The 22,762-nt window shown below is 39.3% G+C and carries 24 protein-coding genes; 10 read left to right on the top strand and 14 right to left on the bottom strand.

The genetic code is table 11. The features are described 5' to 3' along the window. Window positions 1-129 precede the first annotated feature (129 nt). The 5 genes from BUA16_RS12985 to BUA16_RS12965 all read left to right on the top strand — a co-directional run bounded on the left by BUA16_RS12985 (window position 130) and on the right by BUA16_RS12965 (window position 3,582). Window positions 130-1,008, top strand: coding sequence for a cell division protein FtsX (locus tag BUA16_RS12985; RefSeq protein WP_072765183.1), 879 nt, complete (start codon window positions 130-132; stop codon window positions 1,006-1,008). A 9-nt stretch (window positions 1,009-1,017) separates the two neighbouring features. Beyond that, a complete protein-coding gene (locus BUA16_RS12980) occupies window positions 1,018-1,284 on the top strand; it encodes a DUF3098 domain-containing protein (protein ID WP_072765182.1) in 267 nt (88 codons plus the stop codon). 3 nt (window positions 1,285-1,287) lie between these two features. Further along, window positions 1,288-2,073: an undecaprenyl-diphosphatase UppP gene (gene uppP, locus BUA16_RS12975; RefSeq protein WP_072765181.1), complete on the top strand. Its 786-nt coding sequence runs from the start codon at window positions 1,288-1,290 to the stop codon at window positions 2,071-2,073. Then, the gene (gene truB, locus BUA16_RS12970; RefSeq protein WP_072765180.1) at window positions 2,073-2,768 is read left to right on the top strand and encodes a tRNA pseudouridine(55) synthase TruB; all 696 of its coding nucleotides are present in this window, start codon (window positions 2,073-2,075) and stop codon (window positions 2,766-2,768) included. The genes uppP and truB overlap by 1 nt, the downstream gene beginning before the upstream one ends. A gap of 127 nt (window positions 2,769-2,895) precedes the next feature. Continuing rightward, window positions 2,896-3,582 carry an energy transducer TonB family protein gene (locus BUA16_RS12965; protein ID WP_245795566.1) on the top strand — a complete coding sequence of 229 codons (687 nt, stop codon included), beginning with the start codon at window positions 2,896-2,898 and terminating at the stop codon, window positions 3,580-3,582. Here BUA16_RS12965 and BUA16_RS12960 read toward each other — a convergent pair. After that, window positions 3,565-4,191, bottom strand: a complete 627-nt coding sequence (locus BUA16_RS12960; RefSeq protein WP_072765178.1) for a thioredoxin family protein — start codon at window positions 4,189-4,191, stop codon at window positions 3,565-3,567. The two genes, BUA16_RS12965 and BUA16_RS12960, sit on opposite strands and share 18 nt — an antisense overlap. A gap of 121 nt (window positions 4,192-4,312) precedes the next feature. Next, on the bottom strand, window positions 4,313-5,248 hold the full coding sequence (locus BUA16_RS12955) for a YitT family protein (protein ID WP_072765177.1): 936 nt from the start codon (window positions 5,246-5,248) through the stop codon (window positions 4,313-4,315). Between the two features lie 177 nt (window positions 5,249-5,425). Between BUA16_RS12955 and BUA16_RS12950 the strand changes: the two genes are divergently transcribed. Further along, entirely contained in the window at window positions 5,426-5,998 is a 573-nt protein-coding gene (locus BUA16_RS12950) for a DNA-3-methyladenine glycosylase I (protein WP_072765176.1), read from the top strand. 13 nt (window positions 5,999-6,011) lie between these two features. Here the strand turns inward: BUA16_RS12950 and aat are convergent, their stop codons facing one another. The 3 genes from aat to BUA16_RS12935 all read right to left on the bottom strand — a co-directional run bounded on the left by aat (window position 6,012) and on the right by BUA16_RS12935 (window position 8,284). Further along, window positions 6,012-6,656 carry a leucyl/phenylalanyl-tRNA--protein transferase gene (gene aat / locus BUA16_RS12945; protein WP_072765175.1) on the bottom strand — a complete coding sequence of 215 codons (645 nt, stop codon included), beginning with the start codon at window positions 6,654-6,656 and terminating at the stop codon, window positions 6,012-6,014. A gap of 208 nt (window positions 6,657-6,864) precedes the next feature. Further along, complete coding sequence (locus BUA16_RS12940; RefSeq protein WP_072765204.1) at window positions 6,865-7,233, bottom strand: DUF3127 domain-containing protein; 369 nt, start codon at window positions 7,231-7,233, stop codon at window positions 6,865-6,867. Window positions 7,234-7,402: 169 nt separating this feature from the next. Then, window positions 7,403-8,284: a flavin reductase family protein gene (locus tag BUA16_RS12935; RefSeq protein WP_072765203.1), complete on the bottom strand. Its 882-nt coding sequence runs from the start codon at window positions 8,282-8,284 to the stop codon at window positions 7,403-7,405. A 117-nt stretch (window positions 8,285-8,401) separates the two neighbouring features. On the opposite strand from BUA16_RS12935, the gene BUA16_RS12930 reads away from it, so the two are divergent. Next, entirely contained in the window at window positions 8,402-9,550 is a 1,149-nt protein-coding gene (locus tag BUA16_RS12930) for a sensor histidine kinase (protein ID WP_072765174.1), read from the top strand. Between the two features lie 4 nt (window positions 9,551-9,554). Further along, window positions 9,555-9,896, top strand: coding sequence for a hypothetical protein (locus tag BUA16_RS12925; protein ID WP_072765173.1), 342 nt, complete (start codon window positions 9,555-9,557; stop codon window positions 9,894-9,896). 4 nt (window positions 9,897-9,900) lie between these two features. Here the strand turns inward: BUA16_RS12925 and BUA16_RS12920 are convergent, their stop codons facing one another. Both BUA16_RS12920 and greA read right to left on the bottom strand, forming a co-directional pair. Next, window positions 9,901-10,290, bottom strand: a complete 390-nt coding sequence (locus BUA16_RS12920; protein WP_072765172.1) for an HIT family protein — start codon at window positions 10,288-10,290, stop codon at window positions 9,901-9,903. Between the two features lie 164 nt (window positions 10,291-10,454). Then, window positions 10,455-10,928, bottom strand: coding sequence for a transcription elongation factor GreA (greA, locus tag BUA16_RS12915; protein WP_072765202.1), 474 nt, complete (start codon window positions 10,926-10,928; stop codon window positions 10,455-10,457). A gap of 113 nt (window positions 10,929-11,041) precedes the next feature. On the opposite strand from greA, the gene BUA16_RS12910 reads away from it, so the two are divergent. Beyond that, complete coding sequence (locus BUA16_RS12910; protein WP_072765171.1) at window positions 11,042-11,488, top strand: Rieske (2Fe-2S) protein; 447 nt, start codon at window positions 11,042-11,044, stop codon at window positions 11,486-11,488. A gap of 2 nt (window positions 11,489-11,490) precedes the next feature. Here the strand turns inward: BUA16_RS12910 and BUA16_RS12905 are convergent, their stop codons facing one another. Together BUA16_RS12905 and BUA16_RS12895 are read right to left on the bottom strand one after the other, a co-directional pair. Then, window positions 11,491-12,477: a Gfo/Idh/MocA family protein gene (locus tag BUA16_RS12905; RefSeq protein ID WP_072765170.1), complete on the bottom strand. Its 987-nt coding sequence runs from the start codon at window positions 12,475-12,477 to the stop codon at window positions 11,491-11,493. A 151-nt stretch (window positions 12,478-12,628) separates the two neighbouring features. Next, window positions 12,629-14,785: a TonB-dependent receptor gene (locus BUA16_RS12895; protein WP_072765168.1), complete on the bottom strand. Its 2,157-nt coding sequence runs from the start codon at window positions 14,783-14,785 to the stop codon at window positions 12,629-12,631. A gap of 353 nt (window positions 14,786-15,138) precedes the next feature. Between BUA16_RS12895 and BUA16_RS12890 the strand changes: the two genes are divergently transcribed. After that, a complete protein-coding gene (locus BUA16_RS12890) occupies window positions 15,139-17,565 on the top strand; it encodes an ATP-binding protein (RefSeq protein ID WP_178338881.1) in 2,427 nt (808 codons plus the stop codon). Here BUA16_RS12890 and BUA16_RS12885 read toward each other — a convergent pair. The 5 genes from BUA16_RS12885 to BUA16_RS12865 form a co-directional block, all read right to left on the bottom strand. Next, a complete protein-coding gene (locus tag BUA16_RS12885) occupies window positions 17,540-18,886 on the bottom strand; it encodes a sigma-54-dependent transcriptional regulator (protein ID WP_072765201.1) in 1,347 nt (448 codons plus the stop codon). The genes BUA16_RS12890 and BUA16_RS12885 overlap by 26 nt on opposite strands. Before the next feature lie 147 nt (window positions 18,887-19,033). Continuing rightward, window positions 19,034-19,336 carry a hypothetical protein gene (locus tag BUA16_RS12880; RefSeq protein ID WP_072765166.1) on the bottom strand — a complete coding sequence of 101 codons (303 nt, stop codon included), beginning with the start codon at window positions 19,334-19,336 and terminating at the stop codon, window positions 19,034-19,036. A 486-nt stretch (window positions 19,337-19,822) separates the two neighbouring features. Next, a complete protein-coding gene (locus BUA16_RS12875; RefSeq protein ID WP_072765165.1) occupies window positions 19,823-20,122 on the bottom strand; it encodes a hypothetical protein in 300 nt (99 codons plus the stop codon). A 504-nt stretch (window positions 20,123-20,626) separates the two neighbouring features. Continuing rightward, complete coding sequence (locus BUA16_RS12870) at window positions 20,627-22,174, bottom strand: Rne/Rng family ribonuclease (protein WP_072765200.1); 1,548 nt, start codon at window positions 22,172-22,174, stop codon at window positions 20,627-20,629. Between the two features lie 276 nt (window positions 22,175-22,450). Next, a complete protein-coding gene (locus BUA16_RS12865; protein WP_072765164.1) occupies window positions 22,451-22,741 on the bottom strand; it encodes an HU family DNA-binding protein in 291 nt (96 codons plus the stop codon). Between the last annotated feature and the right edge of the window lie 21 nt (window positions 22,742-22,762).

The raw sequence follows: 22,762 nt of genomic DNA, 5'->3' as shown, positions 1-22,762 counted from the left end.
TACCTATTGGGTAACACACCCATGTTTTCTCCCAAAACAGCCACAGCGACAAAGATTAATCGAACGAAACTAACATAACCCATTTTTATTTCAATTTACTTTTCTATTTTTACATATTGATTTCAAATTATGAGCACATCTTTTGAACGTTTTCAAAAAAGAAAACTTATTTCTTCTTATTTTTCGGTGGTTTTAAGTATTGCCCTGGTTCTTTTTTTAATAGGAATCTTGGGGATATTGGTATTGAACACTCAAAAACTGGCCGATCACTTTAAGGAGCAGATTACCATTTCTGTATTTTTAAAGGACAACGCCAAGGATATTGAAGTAGAGCAGCTACAAAAATCCTTAGCCATGGCCGATTACACCAAAAAGGCGACCTATGTTTCTAAAGAAGAGGCAGCCGAACAACACAGCGCAGAAATAGGAGAAAATTTTATTGAATTCTTAGGGCACAACCCCTTAAAGAATTCCATTGACGTGCAGCTAAAGGCCGATTTCGTTTCTGCGGAAAAAATTACGGAAATTGCCGAGGAAATATCTGCCAAAGCCTATATAGAAGAAGTCAGTTACGACAAGCCTTTAATTTCCCTATTGACCGAAAACGTAAAAAGACTTGGGTTTTGGATTTTAGTGGCGAGCGGCGTATTTACTTTTATTGCCGTCCTTCTGATCAACAGTTCTATTAGACTTTCTATTTATTCCAAGCGTTTTATTATAAAAACCATGCAGATGGTGGGGGCTACCAAAAGTTTTATCAGAAAGCCTTTTTTATGGACCAATGTAAAGCTGGGCATCCTAGGAGCTATTTTGGCCTTAATAGCCATGGGGGTCGTTCTATATTATATTGCCTTATATTTTCCGGAGCTCGATCTTTTTGGAGACCCTATAATTCTTATCCTCCTTTTTGTCGGCATTTTTGTTTTGGGGGTTTTAATTTCCCTTATAAGCACCTTTTTTGCCACACAACGCTTTTTAAACCTTAGAACAGACGATTTATATTATTAGATTTGCAGCATGAGTAAAAATCTTCACAACACCCAGCAGAAAAACTCTCAACGGGAATTTATCTTTCAGAAAAAAAACTATCAGTTTATGTTTGTTGGTTTGGCCTTTATTACTTTGGGCTTCGTATTAATGAGTGGCGGCGGTAGTGATGACCCGAACGTTTTTAATCCTGAAATTTACAATTTCAGAAGAATTCGTTTGGCACCAACTTTAGTGCTACTAGGTCTAGGTATTGAGATTTACGCCATTTTATTGAACCCAACCAACAAAAAGTAAGTTTTGGACATATTTCAAGCAATTATTCTTGCCATTATAGAAGGCATCACCGAGTATTTACCTGTTTCTTCCACAGGACATATGATCATAGTATCTTCCTTTTTTGGCATCGCCCAGGAGGAATTTACAAAATTATTTACCATTGTCATTCAATTGGGTACCATCTTATCGGTAGTGGTCCTTTATTTTAAGCGCTTTTTTCAGAGCATGGACTTTTATTTTAAACTATTGGTGGCCTTTATTCCGGCCGTAGTTTTTGGTCTGCTTTTAAGCGATGTGATAGATTCCCTTTTAGAAAGCCCTCTTACCGTAGCTATTTCTTTGGTCATAGGCGGATTTATCCTTTTAAAAGTAGACAATTGGTTCGGCGATGCCGAGAATACGCACATATCTTACGCCACTGCTTTTAAAATAGGTTTATTCCAATGCTTGGCCATGATTCCTGGTGTTTCTAGGAGCGGTGCCAGTATTGTGGGGGGAATGTCCCAAAAGCTATCTAGAACTGCAGCAGCCGAATTTTCATTTTTCCTTGCCCTTCCTACTATGTTGGGGGCTACCCTAAAGAAAGTATTCGATTATTACAATGCCGGTTTTACCCTTACCGATGAGCAGATAAACTTATTGATCGTTGGTAATGTTATAGGATTTTTGGTAGCCTTGGTGGCCATTAAAACTTTTATTGGCTATTTAAGCAAACACGGTTTTAAAATGTTTGGATACTACCGAATTATAGTGGGGATCTCCATAATAGCCATCCATTATTTTGTTCGACCTCTAACTGTAATTTAATGACTAAAGAAGATTTTTTAGAAGGACAACTGTTATTAATAGACAAACCCTTGGGTTGGTCATCTTTTCAGGCGGTAAACTCCTTAAAATGGGCTATTAGAAAGAAGTTTGAACTAAAGAAAATCAAAATTGGTCATGCGGGCACCTTAGATCCGTTGGCCAGTGGACTATTAATAATTTGCACGGGCAAATTCACCAAAAGGATCGCAGAATTACAAGGCCAGGAAAAAGAATATACCGGCACTATTACCTTGGGAGCCACTACCCCGTCTTATGATATGGAAACGGAAATAAACGAACGTTTCCCCTTCTCTCATATTACGCCAGAACTCATACAGACCACTACTGCCGATTTCATTGGCGAAATTGAACAACAACCTCCTGTTTTTTCTGCCCTTAAAAAAGATGGGAAACGTCTTTATGAATATGCCCGAGAGGGAAAAGAAGTAGAAATAAAAACGAGAAAAATCCATATTTCCGAATTTGAAATTACCGGGATCGATTTTCCTGAAGTACATTTTAGAGTATGTTGTAGCAAAGGCACCTATATTAGGTCCTTGGCCTTCGATTTTGGAAAAGCATTGGAGTCTGGCGCATATTTATCTGCCTTAAGAAGAACCAAAATTGGTGACTACAACGTAAATAAGGCTATTAGTCCGGAAAAATTCCGAGATTTATTACAGTTGGAAGCCTAAAATTTTCGAAATTAGGAGTGACAAGCTTTCTGTTCGTCGAGAAATTATAATATTTTAGGCCCAACATGGTTATAATACTATGAAATTAAACAGGAAACAACTTTCTCTTTTAATTACCTTTTTTTCCATGTCACTATTTGTATTGTTGCTATTCAACATACATTTAGGACATCAGGACGAAGATGATGGCTACGTCATAGAATTAAATTTAGAAGAGCAGGAAGATCCTGAACAAAAGCTTTTAGAAGAAATAAAAGCTTTAGAAGAATTGGCCAATGCAGCTCCCATAAAAAGCCATATGGCTTTTAACGAGGCCAACAAACCCAGTTACGGAAATCCAGAACCTTTAAAAACCTTGGAAGAAATCTTGGAAGAGCAAGAAATGTCCGAAGAAGGAGATGCCTCTGAAGACACTCCTTTATCCAATTCAGAATTCGCAGCAAGAATTAAGGAATTAGCCGATAGAAGGCGCGAAAAACAAGCGCTTTTAGGTGATAAGGAAGCTAACAAAGAGGTGATGACCAATAATTTCGCGAAAAGAAACACCTCGGTCTCCTATTCCTTAGTCGATAGAACCCATTTAAGTTTGCCTATCCCTATTTACACCTGCATAGAAGGTGGTAAGGTAGTCATTAATATTATTGTGGACCCTACTGGGAAGGTCTTGGAAGCTGAAGTAAATAAAAAAAGTTCGAACACTTTAAATGGCTGTTTGGTAGACAATGCCATTGCATATGCGTTAAAATCCAAATTCAACAACGGCGCCAAGGCGTCCCAGAAGGGCACTATTACCTACTTATTCCAAAGTAAGTAAGGCCACTAGCTCTTGAAGCGTATTTTTTCCTTTATCCTTATTATACCACTGTTGTAGATCTTCCTTAAACTCTGGCGTAAATTGGCCGTGTTCTTCCTTAAAATCGTCCACCATTTTTTGCGCTTGGAATGGTCTAGAGCCCCATTCGCCAATAAGCTTTCCACTCTGTTCGTCAATAGCGATCAGTTTAGGAATCCCCATACCTCCATTGGTCAAAAAACGCTCCATCAGGGGCAGGTTCTCATCGCGAAGGACCAATTTTAAAGTAAGGTTACTGTTTAAATCGGCTATTTTATTCATTACAGGGAGACTTTGGGCGGCATCGCCACACCAACTTTCCGTTAGCACCAACCAGGTTGTTTTTCTTTGCACTGCGGTTATCAATGCTTCAGAGGCCGGATCGATCTTAAGGGTCTTGTCCAAACGCTTCATCCGCTGTTCATTTATAAGGGTATAATGGGCAAGATCATCGCTTTGTTCCGCAGCCGTTGACGCTCCTTTAGACACCAAATTAGCTGTTAAGGCTCTATAAGCCTCGTAACTCATGGCCTTGGAAAGGCTTTCTTGAATGATTTGGCTGGTAGATTTCTTTAGTATTTCTTGTTCCATAGGGTGAAAAGCATAAAAATTTGACCGTAAATTTAGCCAACTATTAATTTATAAAAAGTGACAAAAGTCACATTAGTAGAACTCTAGCACCACTCCTTACAAAAAATCAAAGAAATATTATTTAGTGGTTTAAAGATCGTTTCTTGATCATGCCTCCACGGGTATCATTAATACTGTTCATGATCACAAAGGCCTTAGGGTCTATTTTTTCGATTTCTGTATTTAATTTACTTATTTCGAGTCGAGTGATGACAGCAAAAATAATATCGTATTCGTTGTGAACCCCATCTTGGCTATACCCCCCTTTTCCTTTATAGATAGTAACTCCCCTTCCTAATTTTTCGGTTATCATAAACCGGATATCTTCACTACGGCTAGAGATAATGGTTACCCCGGTATACTCTTCAATACCATCTACGACAAAGTCCAAGGTTTTTGAAGCGGACAAATAGGTAAGCATGGAATACAGGGCTGTTTCGAAAGAAAGCAAATAGGCTGCGGCAAGGAAAATTATAATATTGATGACAATAATATTATCTCCAATTTTGGTTCTTAATTTTCTACTGAGGTAAATTGCCAATACTTCGGTACCGTCTAACACCCCACCGCCTCGGATAGAAAGTCCTATTCCCGCGCCAAGAAAAAATCCTCCGAACACCGCTACCAATAGCTTATCATCGGTGACCTCGGGAAAAGAAACGGTTACCAAAACCAAGGAAAGCCCCAAAATAGCCAAGGAAGCTTTTATAGCAAATTGTTGCCCTACCACTTTTAAACCCAAAAATATAAAGGGAATATTCACCAAAACAATGAGTACGGCAAGGGGAAGGGATAAAACTTCGCTCAACAGCATGGATATTCCTGTGGCACCACCGTCGATAAAACTATTGGGAAGAAGAAAGCTCTTTAAACCGAAGGCCGCCGAGAAGATTCCAAATATTATAAACAGCACGTCGTGGATGACCGCAAAAATACTGACTCTAAACCTACGAGATTTTTTCCAATAGGATGATAAATTGGTCCTAAAGTCATGGCTTTTCTTTTTCCTTTCTGGCATATATCTATGTTGGCAATAGTTAGTTCTCCAAAGATACTTGACTTAGACCTTTTATAAAATCGGGAAAATACCTTTTTTTGAAAAATATATTTTTACATCATCCAGGTATGTTCTTTTTTGAAAATTCACATTGATAAAAATTAAATACAATACCTTTAGTTAAAAATCTAGTTCACCATGGAAAAACACAGGTGTGGTTGGTGTAAAGGCGATGCCCTTTATGAGGAATACCACGATACGGAATGGGGAGTTCCCTTAAAGGATGACGCGTCACTATTTGAATTCCTAATTTTAGAAACTTTTCAAGCGGGATTAAGTTGGATCACCATTTTAAGGAAGCGGGAAAATTTTAGAAAGGCATTTGATAATTTTGATTATCAAAAAATAGCCTTGTACCAAGAGGATAAGATTTCAGATTTATTACAAGATGCGGGTATTGTCAGAAACAAACTAAAAGTAAGGGCCACGGTCACCAATGCCCAAGCTTTTATACAAATACAGCAGGAGTTCGGAAGTTTCAGCAACTACATATGGGGCTTTGTAGATGGTAAACCCATACAAAACAATCTAACCAGCCACAAGGAGGCTCCCGCCACCACTCCCTTGTCAGACACCATCAGCAAAGATCTAAAAAAACGCGGTTTTAAGTTTGTAGGAAGTACGGTCATCTATGCTCATATGCAGGCCACCGGTATGGTAAACGATCATGAAATTCATTGTTTTAGGCACAAGGAGGTATCCTTGGGCTAGGAATAATCGTTGGTTAGGATTCCTGTCCCTTTAAAATTGCTATAAATTCTTCCCTTGAAATTTCTTTGGCGCCAAGACTTTCGAGATGGGCGGTATACACCTGACAATCTATCAGTTTATAATTTTTCTGCTGTAGTTCCTGAGCTAAGTAAATAAGAGCAATTTTAGAGGCATTACTACTTTTACTAAACATACTCTCACCGCAAAAGACCTCTCCTAAATCTATTCCGTAAAGTCCGCCTACCAGGCTATTATTTTCCCAGACCTCTATAGACTTCGCGATTCCTTTTTGATGCAAAAGACAGTATGCGGCCTTCATGTTCTCGGTAATCCAAGTCCCCCCCTGCCCTGCCCTGGGAATGGAAGCGCACTGATCTAGCACTTCCTTAAAACGGGTATTCCAAGTAATTTTAAATTTTCCGGAATTAATCACTTGTTTCATACTTTTAGAGATCTTAATCTCGTCAGGAAACAGAACCATTCTGGGATCGGGACTCCACCACAATATCACCTCATCTTCATTAAACCACGGAAAAATTCCATTCTGATAGGCGAGTAATAACCGCTCTGGCGACAAATCGCCTCCTACTGCCAATAAGCCATCTTCATCGGCATCATCAACGGGTGGAAACTGTAGACGGTCTGTAAGCAAGTACATCTGTATAGCTGTTTTTTTAAATATTCATGGAATACTATTAAATCAATAAGCCCTGCGCTTGTTTTAATGAGGGCAAAAAGATAAATTTAAGCAAAAAGACCTATCCAGTTAGCAACTGGATAGGTCTTTTTCATCTTTGTTTGATCTTAGAAAATGCACAAAGCAGTTCCTATTTCCTTTTTTTAAAGGTATTTAAACAAGGTTTTATTTAGAAAGGTAAATCGTCGTGATCTTCCTCTCTTAAATTGTTTGCTGGCTCAAAAGTATCCATTGGAGGAATATTTCCAGCATTGGCATTTGCCTGAACCGCTTCAATTCTCCATCCTTGAATAGAGTTGAAATATTTTGTTTCTCCTTGTGGGTTCACCCATTCCCTTCCACGTAGATTAATACTAACCTTTACTTCTTGTCCGATACCGAAATTGTTTAAAAGGTCACATTTATCCTGTACAAATTCCACCATAATATGTTGCGGATATTGCTCATCAGTAGTAACTACCAATTCTCTCTTTCTAAAACCATTGTTACCAAAAGTCTTAGTTTCATCAATCATCTTAATTTTTCCCTGTAATTCCATTTCGCTATTTATCTGTATGATTTTATAATATATCCTTTTGTCAATATTAAGCAATTTGTATTGGAATCTCCAAAATAAAATTCCTCTACTTCTTAACATCTTCTTAGAAACGCCCTTTAAAAACCTCTCTACGTTATTTCTTTAGGCAAGGCGATTCCCTAGTGCATCCCTATTTTAGAGTATTGGCCAACAACACTTTCCATGCCGAAAAAACTTCATTCTTTTTTAAAAAGGCCTGTGCTTTTTGCTCTATTTTTTCCTGATTTCCCGACCTCAGTATGGCTTTTACTTCCAAATCCTGGTCAACAAACGCATGTATCTCCTCTGGGGTAGGTAATTTTTCTATATTCCCCAACATTCCTAAATCGTTTCCTGTCAATATACTACTAAGGCGTATCCTTTCGGGTATCCGATCTACGCCTATCCCCAAACTACTTATTGGTTTTGGCACTTCGAACATCCCTACATTGGCCCTCGTATACCAATTTCCTCCCATACGGGCTACTTGGTCTATCTTATATTGGTCTATCCCTCCATTTTCATCCAACACCTCCTGATCGACATGTATTTTAAGGACTTCTGAAAAGATAAGGTTCCCAGCGCCACCATCTTTCCCCAAGGCTTCTACCTTGGTAACCTTACACTCAAACTGCACCGGGGCTTCTGCCACCCTAAATGGCTTTACAATATCTGACTTTAGCATCGTAAGTCCGGCTTTTACAAATTCGTTTTCCCCTTCCTGATACTCTGTACTGCTCAATGACATTTGCTGAACCATATTATAGTTCACCACATTGACCACTACCTCTTTTGTCTCCAACACATTTTCCAAGGTATGCTTGGTCGTATTGTCGCGCACCCTACGGGCAGGAGAAAATATCAATACCGGGGGATTGGCACTAAACACATTAAAGAAACTAAAAGGCGACAAATTTGGTCTGCCTTGGGCATCCATGGTACTGGCAAAAGCAATTGGCCTGGGCCCGATAGCTCCTAAAAGACAACTATGAAGCTTGGCTGTTGACAGCTCCGAAACTAGCATGGAAACCATTTTCTTCATGGCTACAAAGGTACATAAATTGTTAGCGAAATGAAATAAAAGGGAGCAGATGAAAATAGAATAAGTTTCTATTAATTGCGTTATCTTTAAAATTAAATTAGATAATGGATGAATTTTAATCCTAAACATAAAGCCTCAAACCTATTATTACTTATCGCATCCTTTGCCATAGTTAGTTTGATTTTATGGAATACGAATAGCTTTTTTAAGAAGTTCAAGGAAGAAGAACGCAACAAAATGGAAATATGGGCGATGGCCCAATCGGAATTTTTGTCCTTAGCCGTGGATGCCGACCCAGGAAACCTACATATAAAAATATTCCAGAACAACACCTCTACTCCTATGATATTGGTGAACAAGGACAATTCTATAAAAGTAAACAATATGCCGTTGGCCCTTATAAAGGACACTAGCCTTATTAGAAAAAAGATAGCCACCTTTAGGAATGAGAACCGACCCATATCTATAGATTACAAGGGAGAAACCCTAGCTACCCTCTATTACGGCAACTCGGAAGTACTCAATAAGTTAAAATATTACCCCATTGCCCTATTACTTATCATTTGTTTGTTCGGAACCGTTATCTACTTTCTTTTTAAGACCAATAAAACATCTGAGCAAAACAAACTATGGGCAGGAATGGCCAAGGAGACCGCCCATCAAATAGGGACGCCCCTTTCTTCTCTTTTAGGATGGAACGAACTGTTAAAAACAGAAAACATAAATCCGGAAATCGCCAAGGAGATAGATAAAGATATTTTTAGATTGGAAACTATCACAGAGCGTTTTTCGAAAATAGGATCCTTACCTATTTTAAAAGAATGCGATATCGTAGAAGAAACTAAAAACGCCTATGACTACCTAAGGCTAAGAAGTTCTAAATTCATACAGTTTTCCTTTCACTCTCAGGTAGACCATATGCCAGTAATGTTAAATAGCGCCCTATATAATTGGACCATCGAAAATTTGGTGAAAAACGGCATAGACGCGATGAAAGGAAAGGGGAGTATTGCTATCGAAATTATTCCCCACGGGCATATGGTTCGGATTTTAATTAGCGACACCGGAAGTGGTATTCCCAAGAAGAATTTTTCCACTATTTTTACCCCCGGAGCAACTTCCAAGAAAAGAGGGTGGGGTTTGGGGCTTTCTTTGGCAAAAAGAATCGTCGAAGAATATCATAAAGGAAAAATTAAAGTACTTTCGTCCTCCAAAGAAGGAACCATAATGCAGATTGCATTGAAAATTAACAAGTAAGAAAATGGTAAAGGAGAAATTAGTGGTTGTTAAAGAGGCCAATTTAACTAATAATTGCCCAGAATGTTTTAATCAGGAATTAAAACTTACTTTTTTTCAAAAACATACTTATGGAAGCTTTTACGATAAAAGCACCAAAGAAATTACGCATGAAATAAAATGCAACACTTGCAGTTCCGACATTTACCCAATTGCCTGGACCCAGGATATAGAAAGGGTATATGATTACTATAAAAAAATGGTGACTCCGAAAAAAGCCACCATTAAATTTACCAAACTATTTTATGCTTTAATGCTAGTTTTAATAGTCGGTATGTCTGCTGGCATCTATTTTTATATCAGATAAAAGGCTATAGTTTTGCCTTTATTTTTTCTGCTATTGCCAAAAAGTCGTCTTTAGAAAGCGTCGTTTTATGCTGAAAAGTAGCGTCTTTCATGCTGTGTAATGGAATTAGGTGTACATGAACGTGTGGGACCTCTAATCCTATTACGGTAATCCCTACCCTATTACATGGTATTGCAGCCTCTATAGCCTTTCCTATTTTTCGGGAAAAAGCCATTAAGCCCATATAGGTTTCCTCATCGAGGTCTAGTACTTTATCGACCTCTATTTTGGGAATACATAAGGTATGCCCGGCAGAATTGGGATTGATATCGAGAAAGGCATAGAATTTTTCGTCTTCTGCTATTTTATAGGAAGGGATTTCGCCCTTGATAATTTTTGTGAATATACTGGCCATGTTTTCTTATTTAAATTCATTGAATAAGGTACTACAAATATAAAAGCAATCGATAGTTGCCAAAAATGTAGGGCAACAATTTATCCCTCCAAAGAGGATACAAAGGCAAAAGCCTTAATTGTTTCAACAATTAAGGCTTTTAAAAACACTTCTAAGAATATAATTTATCTGGAAATTTCCAAAACTTCAAATTTTAGGGCGCCGTTAGGCACGGTAATTTCGGCTGTTTCACCTACCTTTTTCCCTAAAAGGCCTTTGCCAATTGGGGAACTTACAGAAATTTTTGCATTTTTTAAATCTGCCTCACTTTCTGCCACCAAGGTGTACTTCATCTCCATACCGTTATTTAAGTTCTTCAACTTTACGGTCGATAACACTAATACTTTAGAGGTATCCAATTGCGACTCATCGATCAATCTGGCATTGGACAAGGTTTCTTCCATTTTTGAAATTTTCATCTCCAATAGCCCTTGGGCCTCTTTGGCAGCATCGTATTCCGCGTTCTCTGACAAATCTCCTTTATCTCTTGCTTCAGCTATCGCCTGAGAAGCTTTTGGCCTCTCCACATCTTTAAGGTAGTTTAATTCCTCCCTTAATTTTTTTAGCCCTTCTGGCGTATAATAAGATACCTTGCTCATAAGTTCTATATTTAATAAATAGGAAAATCCTCTTTTTTTTAAAGAGGATTTAAAACAAATATACACAAATTTTGTTCAACTTTGCGTAAGTTTCCTCAAAACAACAATGCCTTATGAAACGTATTTTCAGCCTTATTCTTTTTATATTGATATTGGCCTGTTCCAATAATGCCACGAACAGAAATCCGTATCTCCAAGAAGTTTCTTTTCGGTTCGACCTAAATTTGAATCTGCCCCAATACAACCCATTGACCACGACCGGTAATTCGGTTTTTATCGGCAACTCGGCGGTAGGTACCCGCGGTGTTTTTGTAACCAATGTAGGGTTCAATACTTTTAGGGCCTTTGAAGCCAGTTGTCCTAATCACGTCCCTAACCAATGCAGTACCTTAAACCAAAAAAACACTTATGCCACCAATGCTACTTGCCCTTGTGAGGCGTATGCCTACAGTTTGTTTACGGGCCAAATGACCAATAGGCCACAGGACGGCAACCGTTATTACGATTTATTGGAATACAGGGCCCAATACAGTGGCAACACGGTCATCATTTCTAATTAGGTCTAGAGCCCTAAAATTTCATCCATTACCCAACTACTGTGCAGTGCCGAACTTCCATGGGAGGGGTGTGTCTTCCCTTCGATTAAATGGTCTCTTATATTTTTAACGTGATATTTTTGAATGTGCTTCGGGTTTTCGACAAATACCCTGGTGGTACCTTGGGCGTTTTGCATCTCTTGGGCGTCTTCCTGAAACACTGAGAACAGTATTTTCCCTTTGCTTCCTAAAATCTCTACTTTATCTTGGCGTTCTGCTGCTCCAAAATTCCAGCTTCCTTCTCCAGTGATTCCATTTTTATGAAGCCAACAAGCCGTAACGGCATCTTTTGCAGAATATAGTTCTTGTTGGTTGACACTTATCCCATAGGCTTTTTCTATATCGCCCAACAACCAAGTAAACAGGTCTAGCCCATGACTTGCCAAATCGTCGAAATAGCCTCCGGGAGCTATTTTACCATCGGTACGCCAATTATATTTTTTACTTAGGTCGAGCTGGTTTGCCGGCTTGCTTAAATGCCAGCGGATATGTCTGATGTCCCCAATTTCCCCATGGCTTATCCATTCCTTTATTTTTATAAAGCGAGGCAGGGATCTTCTGTAATAAGCTACAAACAATGGCAATGACTTTTCTTCAAAGGCATTGTATATGGCTAGGCTATCGGAATATGATGGTGCCATAGGTTTTTCTACACAACATGGCTTACCGGCCTGGGCGACCTTTAAAGCATAATACTTATGGGTATCTGGGGGTGTTGCAATATAGACCGCATCTACTTCGGGATCATTTATTAAATCCGCTGCCTTGGTATAGTATTTAGGAACGCCATGCCTTCGGGCATAATCTTTTGCCTTTTCGGCATCGCGACGCATGACGGCAACCAGCTCAAAATCTTCGGTTTGCTGATAGGCAGGTCCGCTTTTTACTTCAGTCACCGCCCCACAGCCAATGATTCCCCAGCGGATGGTCTTTTGGTTTTTAAGCTTGTCCATGTTGGTCTATTCTAATAGGTTTACCAACAAAAATAACAGATTCCAAGAACCAAAAAAGGGACGGCATCAAAAATATGGTGCCGCCCCTAATTCAATATCTAGTTCCCTTATAATCTCAGGAGGAATTCAGGGCATAAAAACCCGAAGTCTCTTAGAAGTTTACACTTGCTCCCAATAAGAAATTAATCCCTGCTTGTGGGTAATACCCCTGTACTTCAAAAGAATTTGGACCAGACCAAGTATCTAAGTAAGTATAGCCGTTTGACACGTATTTAATGTCCAAAATATTGTTCACCAAACCAGAAAACACAATTGACTTAAAGAAACCATCGATCTCCAATTCGTATACAAGGTTGATGTCATTAATAAAATAGTCGTCTAACTTGGAAGCCCTATCATCGGTATTGCTTAAATACTGCTCACCTACATATTTAGAAAGCAATGAAAAGCTTAGGTTTTCAGATGGAGCATAGGCAAATATATTTCCTGCCACTATTGATGGTGAAAAGGATATATTGGTATTTCCTATATTCTTAACTTCCCCGTCTCTATCTAGTATAAAGTCTTTAATTTTATTGGTACTTAGGGTAGCATTTGGCGCTACCGAGAATTTATCGGAAAGTTTAATTTTGGCATCCAATTCTAATCCGGCCCTATAACTATTAGCCACATTGGCCCTTTTAAAACTTCCTACATCGTCAATATCTCCTGTAAGCACCAATTGGTCTTTATACTGCATATAGTACAGGTTGGCATTTAGCTGAAGGGCGTAAGAAATATAACGCCACCCCAATTCATAATCGTTTAACTTTTCTGGTGTCGGGCTATCGCTTTCATAATCGTTCCTGTTTGGCTCTCTATTTGCCCTAGCGTACGAAAAGTACAGGTTATTGTTGCGGTTCAGATCAAAAGTAACTCCGGCTTTAGGATTAAAGAAGTTAAAAGTATCGTCTACACTCCCAATTTCTTCGCTACTGGCCGTATACCCTACGGTTCTATATTGAAGGTCGCCAAAAAGGCTCCATTGATCCGTTAGCTGATAGTTGGCCTTGGTAAAGAAATTAAAGTCGGTTTTAATAGAGGAATTGTCGTAATACCTATCTCCATAATTACTATTTGCGGCGTACTTTGCCCAAATAATTTCGCCAAAATGGTCCCCTTCGTATTTGTTATAACCGCCACCAAGGATCAGATTAAGGTTATCTGCTATATAGTTGGCCGAAAAAGTGGTTCCATAAAAGCGATTGCTCAACCAACGTCTTCTAATAAGATCGGTTTTATCTACTTCTTCCCCATCGACGGTTATAGGTGTTAGCCCATATGTAGCAAAGTCATCATCTTCCTTAAACTGTTCAAAATACCCTCTTCCCCGGGTAAAATGTACGGCCAAATTGGTATTCCATGCGCTGCCAATTTTTTCGTTCCAATGTAATTGAAAGTGATTTTGCTTGTAGTTATCCACTTCATTTTCATAGTACTGCGTATTTCCATTCTCATCGGTATATTCTCCGGCAGAGTTATACGTACGATCGTCCTCCAAGGTAGCTGCATCTATACCGTTCCAGGACTGATACGTAATTTCGTGCCCGCCGAACAATAGCGCCTTTATAAGGGTATTGTTATCTTGAAAGGAACCTTGAAGGAAATAAGAATTTAAGGCCGATGAAGCCCTGTCTACATAGCCATCGGATGTAATCCTTGACAGACGCCCGGAGATTTCTACCTGATCGTTCAAGAGTCCGGTACTAAATTTCAAATTATTTTTTAAGGTATTAAAACTCCCCACCGAAGAGGAGATCTGGCCATAGCCTTCTTCAGCAACCGCATCGGTCAATATGTTTAAACTGGCCCCAAAAGCGCCAGAACCATTGGTAGAGGTCCCTACCCCCCTTTGCAATTGCAAACTTTCTGTAGAGGAGGCAAAATCGGGCATATTAACCCAGAAGCTACCATGAGATTCAGAATCGTTATACGGAATACCGTTGATAGTAACGTTTACCCTTGTCGCATCGCTCCCTCTAACCCTAATTCCGGTATACCCTACTCCTGCTCCTGCATCTGATGTAGTCACCACCGAAGGCAAGAAGTTCATTAATACGGGGATGTCCTGTCCTAAGTTTCTGGGTTTGATCTGTTCTTTGCTTAAATTGGAAAAAGTAACCGGAGTTTGTTTGGTGACCCTTACGGCAGAAACCAATACCTCGTCCAGGCTGATTTTTTCTCCTTCCAAAGAATCTTTGGGAATCTCTTGGCCGAAGGCCGATAATAGTGAGCCAAAAATGGCCATTGAAGTGAATATAGTTTTCATCCGCAAAAATATTACGAATAAAAGGGGCTATTATTCCTGTTTTAAAGTTGAGTTTGTCATTCCCGATAGGCTCGTCCTATCGAAAATATAGTGTTAGTATTCCAATACGCGCTGTACGCATCCCTTGGCAGCATTACCTGCCCAGGTTCCTTGGGTGTAATCTCAGCCTACCTGCGTAAGCACCCCTTTGAGACGGCGCAAATTTACGCCCAGACTTTTACATTTCATAGTAAAACCAAACAAATAATTAACGTTTCATTATAGGCCTTAAAATAAGCAAATACGTACTTTAGTTTGGCGTTCGACTATCTTTTGAGCATCCCATGAAAAAAAGCAGATTCACACTTAAAATAATGCTTAGCTATCTCATATTAGCAGCATTGGCCTTGGTGGTAGGGTATTTTATAATTTCAGAGATCCGAGTATATGTTTCTACCGATATTTCTTATAAAAACGACACCAAACTACTAAAAACCGGTACAATACTCACCCAATTACACGAAGCCGAAAGCCTTTCCAAAATAGCCTTACAGAATAAAAGCTCCAAAGACTTTTCTAACTACACCCAAAAAATAGACTCCATTTTTGTGGCCTTGGACAGCCTTAAAAAGTATGCTAGTAACGATGACCAAAAAAGCATGCTCGACAGCGTACAACTGTTATTGCAAAAAAAGGTCATCAACAGCAATGAGCTTCGTCTCTTAAAGGCAAAAATCGACGCCAACAGTTCTATAGACGATGCCCTTAAGGGGTTTAATATGATGGAGGAATCCTTGGGAAAAATAAGTCCGGAGAGCCTTACCCCCGACTTTTACGACCTTCCTGTGGAGGCGCAAACCACTCTTAAAAAATGGGCCGATTACCTCAGTGAAAATGTCCCCAAAGACTCCACCACTCCCATAGGCGTAGATTCGGTATTGACGGCCTCTAAAAGCTTATTGACGGAAGCAAAAAAAAGCAGCATGAAAACGCTGCGGTCTTTGGCCGAAAAAGAATGGGCCCTCAACAGGACCGATTTGGAACTCTCCCAACAATTGCGGAATATTATTGCCGCTTTTGAACAGGAAATAATCCTAAAAACCTATACCGACAATATCAACAAACAAACGGCCCTGAACAGAAGTATCCGCTTGGCCGGCATTGCCGCCATCCTAGGCTTTATAGTTGTGGCTCTTTTTACGTTTTTGATCACCAAAGATTATTGGAGGGTACAACGCTATAGGCAACAGTTAGAAAAGGAAAAGAAATTCTCGGAATCGCTTTTAAAAAGCAGGGAGCAATTAATCTCTATGGTCAGCCACGATTTGAGGACTCCTTTGACCACTATCACCGGTTATTCCGAGCTTTTAGAAGGCACTCCTATCAATGAAAAGCGGTTTTCTTATGTACACCAGATTAAATCGGCATCTCATTATGTCGATAGCTTGGTAAACGACCTATTGGATTTTTCAAAGCTCGAGGCCGGAAAAATAAAGGTTGAAAACCGTCCCTTTGTGCTCTCGGAGCTTATTAGGAATACCGGAGAAAATATAGCGGAGATCTATAGCGAAAAAAACATCCCCTTAATTTTTGAAATCGATGAACGCTTGGACCGTGCCGTTATGGGCGACGCCTTCCGTGTACGCCAGGTATTGAGCAACCTTATCAGTAACGCCTATAAATTTACGCACATTGGCAGCATCCGAATCAAGGCCAGGGTTGCCGAAGAAACACCGACTCATTACCGCACTGTTATTGCGATAAGCGACTCTGGCATCGGAATAAAAAAAGAAAAGCAAGAACATATTTTTAAAGAGTTTACCCAAGCCGATGACCATACCGACAAAAAATATGGAGGATATGGCCTAGGCCTTACCATCTCAAAAAAACTTACAGCCCTATTAAATGGGAAAATTTCCGTAAGCAGCGAAGAAGACAAAGGCAGTACTTTTACCATAAACATACCATTTGAAATATCGAGTTTACCGATACCGCCCAGGGACGAGATAGCCTTGATCCCCAAAAGAGCTTTATCGCTTCTTATTATCGACGATGATATCGCCATGCTAAAATTACTAAAAGAGGTCTGCCATTCCCTTGGGATAACCGCACATACTTACAATAATTTTAACGCCATAAAAAAGGAAAGTTCCCTGAGTTACCATATGGTCTTGACCGATATACAAATGCCCGATTTAAGTGGTTTTCAAGTAATGGATCTTTTACAAAATAGTGGGTATGTGCATTACAAGCAACAACCTATTGTTGCGATGACCGGGAGAAGGGATTTAGAAAAAAAGGTGTATTCGGAAGCCGGATTCGCCGATATTCTTCAAAAACCATTTACGAAGGCCAGGCTTTTAAAGGTGTTGCACGGTCAATTCCCAGAGGCCGTCCATGACGAGGAAGGACCTCAAAATGCAACTATCCCGGTATCGGACTCCCATTTGTTCAGCTTAGCGATTATCAATTCCTTTCTAGGGAACAACAAGGTTGCCGTAGCAGAGGTACTACAAACATTTATGGCCGACACCACTATTAATATGGAGCGACTAAGTATGGCCATAAGCCAAACAAACACCCAGGAAATAAACGCTGTTTCACATAGAATGCTGCCTATGTTCCGCCAATTAAAAACCACGGATATTGTGCCTATCCTGGAACAATTTGAACTGCTATCAGAAAACGATATGACCGAAAAAGCCATAAAGCTTTCTTTTGCCGATTTAAAAAATAAGGTTACCGTACTATTATTAGCGATAAAATCTTATTTGGCTAAAGATCCAAGTTATAATGGTTGATCTTATTGTAGAGGGTCTTTCTGGTAATCTGAAGTAGTTTTGCTGCCTTGGATTTATTGAAATTAGATTTTTTAAGTGCCTTTACAATTTGATCCTTTTCATAATCGGCTTTGGAGAAATCTTCGGTATCGGCAATTATTTCCTTGACCTTGAACACTTCTTTTGGCAAGGCCTCTTTTGCTACATAATCGCCAGCACTCAGCAATACTGCCCTTTTAATGACATTCTGTAGTTCTCTTAGGTTTCCGGGCCAATGGTATTGTTTAAAGATATCCAAGACCTCTTCCGAGAACCCTTTAATATTTTTGTTCAGGGCTTTATTTGCCTTCGCCAAAAAATAATCGGCAAATAGCAATAAGTCTTCAAAACGATCTTCCAAGGAGGGTATTTCTACTGAAAACTCGTTGATCCTATGGTAAAGATCTTCCCTAAAAGTCCCTTTTTCTACCGCTGCGGTCAGGTCTTCATTGGTGGCCGTAATAATGCGAACATCGACGGGAATTTCTTTGGTACTCCCTACCCGTTTAATTTTTCGCTCCTGCAGGGCCCTCAATAATTGGATCTGATTTTCATAGGATAGGTTGCCTATTTCGTCTAAAAAAAGTGTTCCTCCGTTGGCCGCTTCAAAATGTCCTATCTTATCATCCACGGCACCGGTAAAACTGCCCTTAATATGCCCAAAAAATTCACTGGTTGCTATTTCTTTGGGTATGGCCCCACAGTCTACCGCCACAAAACTAAAGTCCTTACGTTGACTGTTGTCATGAATGGCCTTGGCCGTCACCTCTTTTCCGGTTCCGCTTTCTCCGGTTATTAATACCGACATATCTGTAGGGGCTACCAGTTTAATATACTCCTGCAACTTTTTGGAAGCCTCGCTGGTCCCAGCCACTATTCCTTTACTCTGCCCCTGGGAAGCAGTACTATTCTTGGCCCTTGGTTTTACAGTTTGCTCTTGCCTCCTTTCCGATAAGGCGCTATTTATTTGCATTAAAATCTCGTCCGGAGTAAAGGGTTTTGAGATATAGTCATAGGCCCCTTTTTTCATGGCATTCACCGCCGTGCCTACGGCGGCATAGCCGGTCATCACAATGACCTGGGTTTTGGGGTTAATGGCAAGTATTTCGGACAATAATTCCAAGCCGTCGTAATTAGGAAGGCGCAAATCTGTCAATACTACATTATAAGCTGTGGCCTTAAATTTAATTTTAGCATCCTGAGCAGTAAAACTGGTATCTACATCAAAGCCATTTTTGGTCAAAAACTTTTGAAGCATTTGACAAAAAGCGGCGTCATCTTCGATAATAAGGATCTTAGGCATACAATCTTTCTTAGGCATTGATATTATTAGTAAAAATACCACATGAAAGCTATTTGTATTTAAAAATTATCATAAAAAAAGCAGGTAACCGATTTATCGGCTACCTGCTTTTTCAACATTCTAGAGACTTATATGCCTCCATTGTTATTATTCTTCTATCCAGTTACCTTTTTTATCGGCAAATAAGGTTGCTGAGGTACCGTCCTGATGAGCTACTTCTAATTTAAACTGCTCTTTTTTATTTACATATGCTTTTGAAATGGTCGCTTCCGGGTGATCTTTAGCCAATGCATTGGTTACGGCTTCTGGCAAGGCACTGATTTCTATTTCAGAGTATTCGTCCTGTGCTACCATCTCGGTTGCCCCTACAGCTTCTGCTGCCTCTGCTTCCTGAGCAAATCCGGTTAATGTTCCCAATGATACTACTGCTACAACAAATAATTTTTTCATGATTCTTATATTTAATGATTAAACTTGTGATACCTATTGAAAATATGATACCAAGATTGATCACTGTTCCCAAAAACCTTACAAAACCGTGTATACAGGGACTTTAGGTGTTTTTATTAAAAAAACAAAATTGTATATTATTGAGTAGTAGCCCCCAATAGTGTGTAATCGTTATACACTTTGTTCATCTAGTATACTTCTGAGGAAAGGAATCGTAGATGTTCTAAACCTGCATTCGATCCCCAAATCACCTCTTAGGGAAGTAGGTTTTTTGTATATTCAAAGGTCTTTTAGGGTGATTAAAAGAAATTTTGCTCTTTAGTTATAAAGTAGTAAGGGGCATAAGACTACTGTAGAAATCCAAATTTAAGGGCCAACAATAAGGCTATCGTTCTTTAAAAATTATCATAAAAAAAAACCCGTAAACGAGTGCTCGTTTACGGGGTTTTTCCAATAATCGGAGGCATCAAAATGCCAAGTTTGTTATTATTCTTCTATCCAATTACCCTTTTTATCGGCAATAAAACTAGCGGAAGTACCATCTTCTAGTGCCACTTCTACTTTATATTGTTCCTTTTTGTTTACGTATGCTTTTGAAATGCTCGCTGAAGGGAAACTTGTTGCTACCGCCTTGGTTACTGCTTCTGGCAGGGCACTGATTTCTATTTCAGAGAACTCTTCCTGCGAAACTATCTCAGTGGCTACATCGGCTGCTGTTGCTACTTGCTGGGCAAATGCGGTGAACGACCCAAAAGATACGACTGCTATAACAAATAATTTTTTCATGATTCTTTATTTAATGATTAAACTTATTATACCCATTGAAAATATAATACCAAGTTTAACCACTGCCTTCCAAAACCGGACAACCACCTGTTTTAAAGGCATATAGCTGTTATTTTTTAAACAAGGAGACTGTGTATTATTGAGTAGTTGGCATCTTATAGTGTGTAAAAACTATACATCCCTTAGGCGCATACTGCCCGAGAAGAAAATCGGACGGGGTGTTGGGAGTGCCGATTTTTGCGTTAGGGACCGCGGCGGCATCCCCGCAGCGGAGCAAGGGATATAGCGAAGGGCCCGCCCGACGAAGGAGGGAACGCCCAAAACCATTTTACAGGTGTTATGGATATTTTAATGTTTATGGAGCAGGCATGACATAGCGTCCTTTTTTTATAGTCCCCATAGGCAGGAAGACGGAACTACACCCAAAAAAAACAGCTCATTTTCGGTTCGGTATGGCGCAAAAAAAAAGCGATCCCCATTTAGGAAATCGCTTTTTAAATTTTTTTAATATATTGTTTTACCGTCATTGTCTTTAAAACGGTATTCGAGATATGTATAAGCATCTCTCGGTTGTATTTTAACCCATTTCTTATGTTCCATAAACCATTTAAATCTAATGGAAGGGAACCCTTTGGTTAAATAGGCTGCAATAAAAGGATGAATGTTTAAAGTAATTCCATTATCCCTGGCCGGTCCTTTTAAAAGTTTTTCAAGATCGGCAATTATCTTGTCTATAAGAACAATTGGGGCTTCTACCTCTTGGCTAGTGCCGTTAGGATTTTCCTCACTTGTTTTAATGTTCATTTCGGGCCTTACCCGTTGTCTTGTAATTTGTATAAGTCCAAACTTACTCGGAGGCAGTATTTTATGTTTGGCTCTATCGTCTTTCATTTCATCCCTAAGGTGATCAAAAAGCTTTTTTCTATGCTCGCCTTTGCCCATATCGATAAAATCGACTACGATAATTCCTCCCATATCGCGTAAGCGCAGTTGCCTGGCAATTTCTGTGGCGGCCAATAAATTTACTTCAAGGGCTGTATCTTCCTGATTTTTGGCCTTATTGGAACGATTCCCGCTGTTGACGTCTATTACGTGTAAGGCTTCGGTATGTTCAATAATTAAATAGGCTCCTTTACTCATGGAAGCAGTGCGCCCAAAAGAAGTTTTAATCTGTCGTTCTATCCCAAATTTTTCAAAAATGGGCACGGAAGAATTATACAACTTTACAATAGATTCTTTTTCCGGTGCAATTTCATGCACGTAATCTTTAATTTGCCCATATAGCGTTTCGTCATCTACATGAATCCCGGTATAGGAATCATTAAATACATCTCTAAGGATCGATGAAGCTCTATTGAGTTCTACCAATACTTTGGATGGATGCGGTGCTTTTTGGAGCTTTTTACACATTACTGTCCATTTGTTCAGTAAATTCTGTAAATCTTTGTCTAATTCTGCTACTTTTTTTCCCTCTGCTACGGTTCGGATAATTACCCCAAACCCTTTAGGCTTAATACTTCTTACCAGTCTTTTTAACCTGTCTTTTTCTTCTTTACTCTCAATTTTTTGAGACACCGAAACACGGTCAGAAAATGGGACCATGACCAAATAGCGGCCGGCTATAGAAAGCTCGGAGCTAATTCGCGGTCCTTTCGTAGAAATGGGTTCTTTAACTATTTGAACCAATAGTGACTGGTTGACTTTAATAGCATCGCCGATGCTACCATTTTTGTCAATATCTTCTTCAAACTGAAAATCTTTTAAAGAGTAATCTTTTAATTTTCCAGTACTAACTTTTTTTATGAATTTCAACATTGAAGCAAGCTGCGGTCCTAAATCGTGGTAATGCAGAAAAGCATCTTTTTCATACCCTACATTTACGAACGCGGCATTGAGTCCAGTGACCGGCTTTCTTACCTTGGCAATTAAAATATCGCCAACGGCAAAGTCGTTACTATCTTCTTCTTTGTATAATTCAGTGAGTTTTCCATCCTTTAGCAGGGCAAAATCAACGGCTTCAGAACTAGATCTTACGATTAATTCTCTATTCACCTGAATTAATTTATATTCACCCCTTGGTTCTCGATAGCTATCGAGAAGGGACAAATGATTAAACAATAAGTTGTACAGGTTGTTTTAAACCCGTGGAAATTCGGCTACGAATTTCTATGTCAAGGAACGTATAAAAAGAAAAAGTAGTTTTAAAAACTACTTTTTCTTGTGTCGGTTAGCTCTCCTACGCTTCTTGCGCTTGTGGGTAGCTACCTTATGTCTTTTTCTTTTCTTACCGCTTGGCATAAAGTTATATTTTAAGGGTTAATACTAGTTTTATTTAACTTGAACGTTGCTCTTAACACCTTCTACAAAAACCTTTGCAGGTTTAAAAGCGGGAATGTTATGGGCAGGTATTTTTATGGTAGTGTTTTTGGATATATTTCTACCAGTTTTTTCAGCGCGTGTCTTAATGATAAAACTGCCAAATCCTCTTAGGTATACGTTATCGCCATTCTCTAAGGACGTTTTTACCTCATCCATGAAAGATTCCACAGTTGCTTGTACATCTCCTTTTTCAATTCCCAGTTTTTCTGAGATTCTCGTTACAATTTCCGCTTTCGTCATTTTAACTAAATAGATTTCAAA

The organism is Arenibacter nanhaiticus, from assembly GCF_900141935.1.
Lineage (GTDB): Bacteria > Bacteroidota > Bacteroidia > Flavobacteriales > Flavobacteriaceae > Arenibacter > Arenibacter nanhaiticus.
This window is presented reverse-complemented; position numbering and strand designations above follow the sequence as displayed.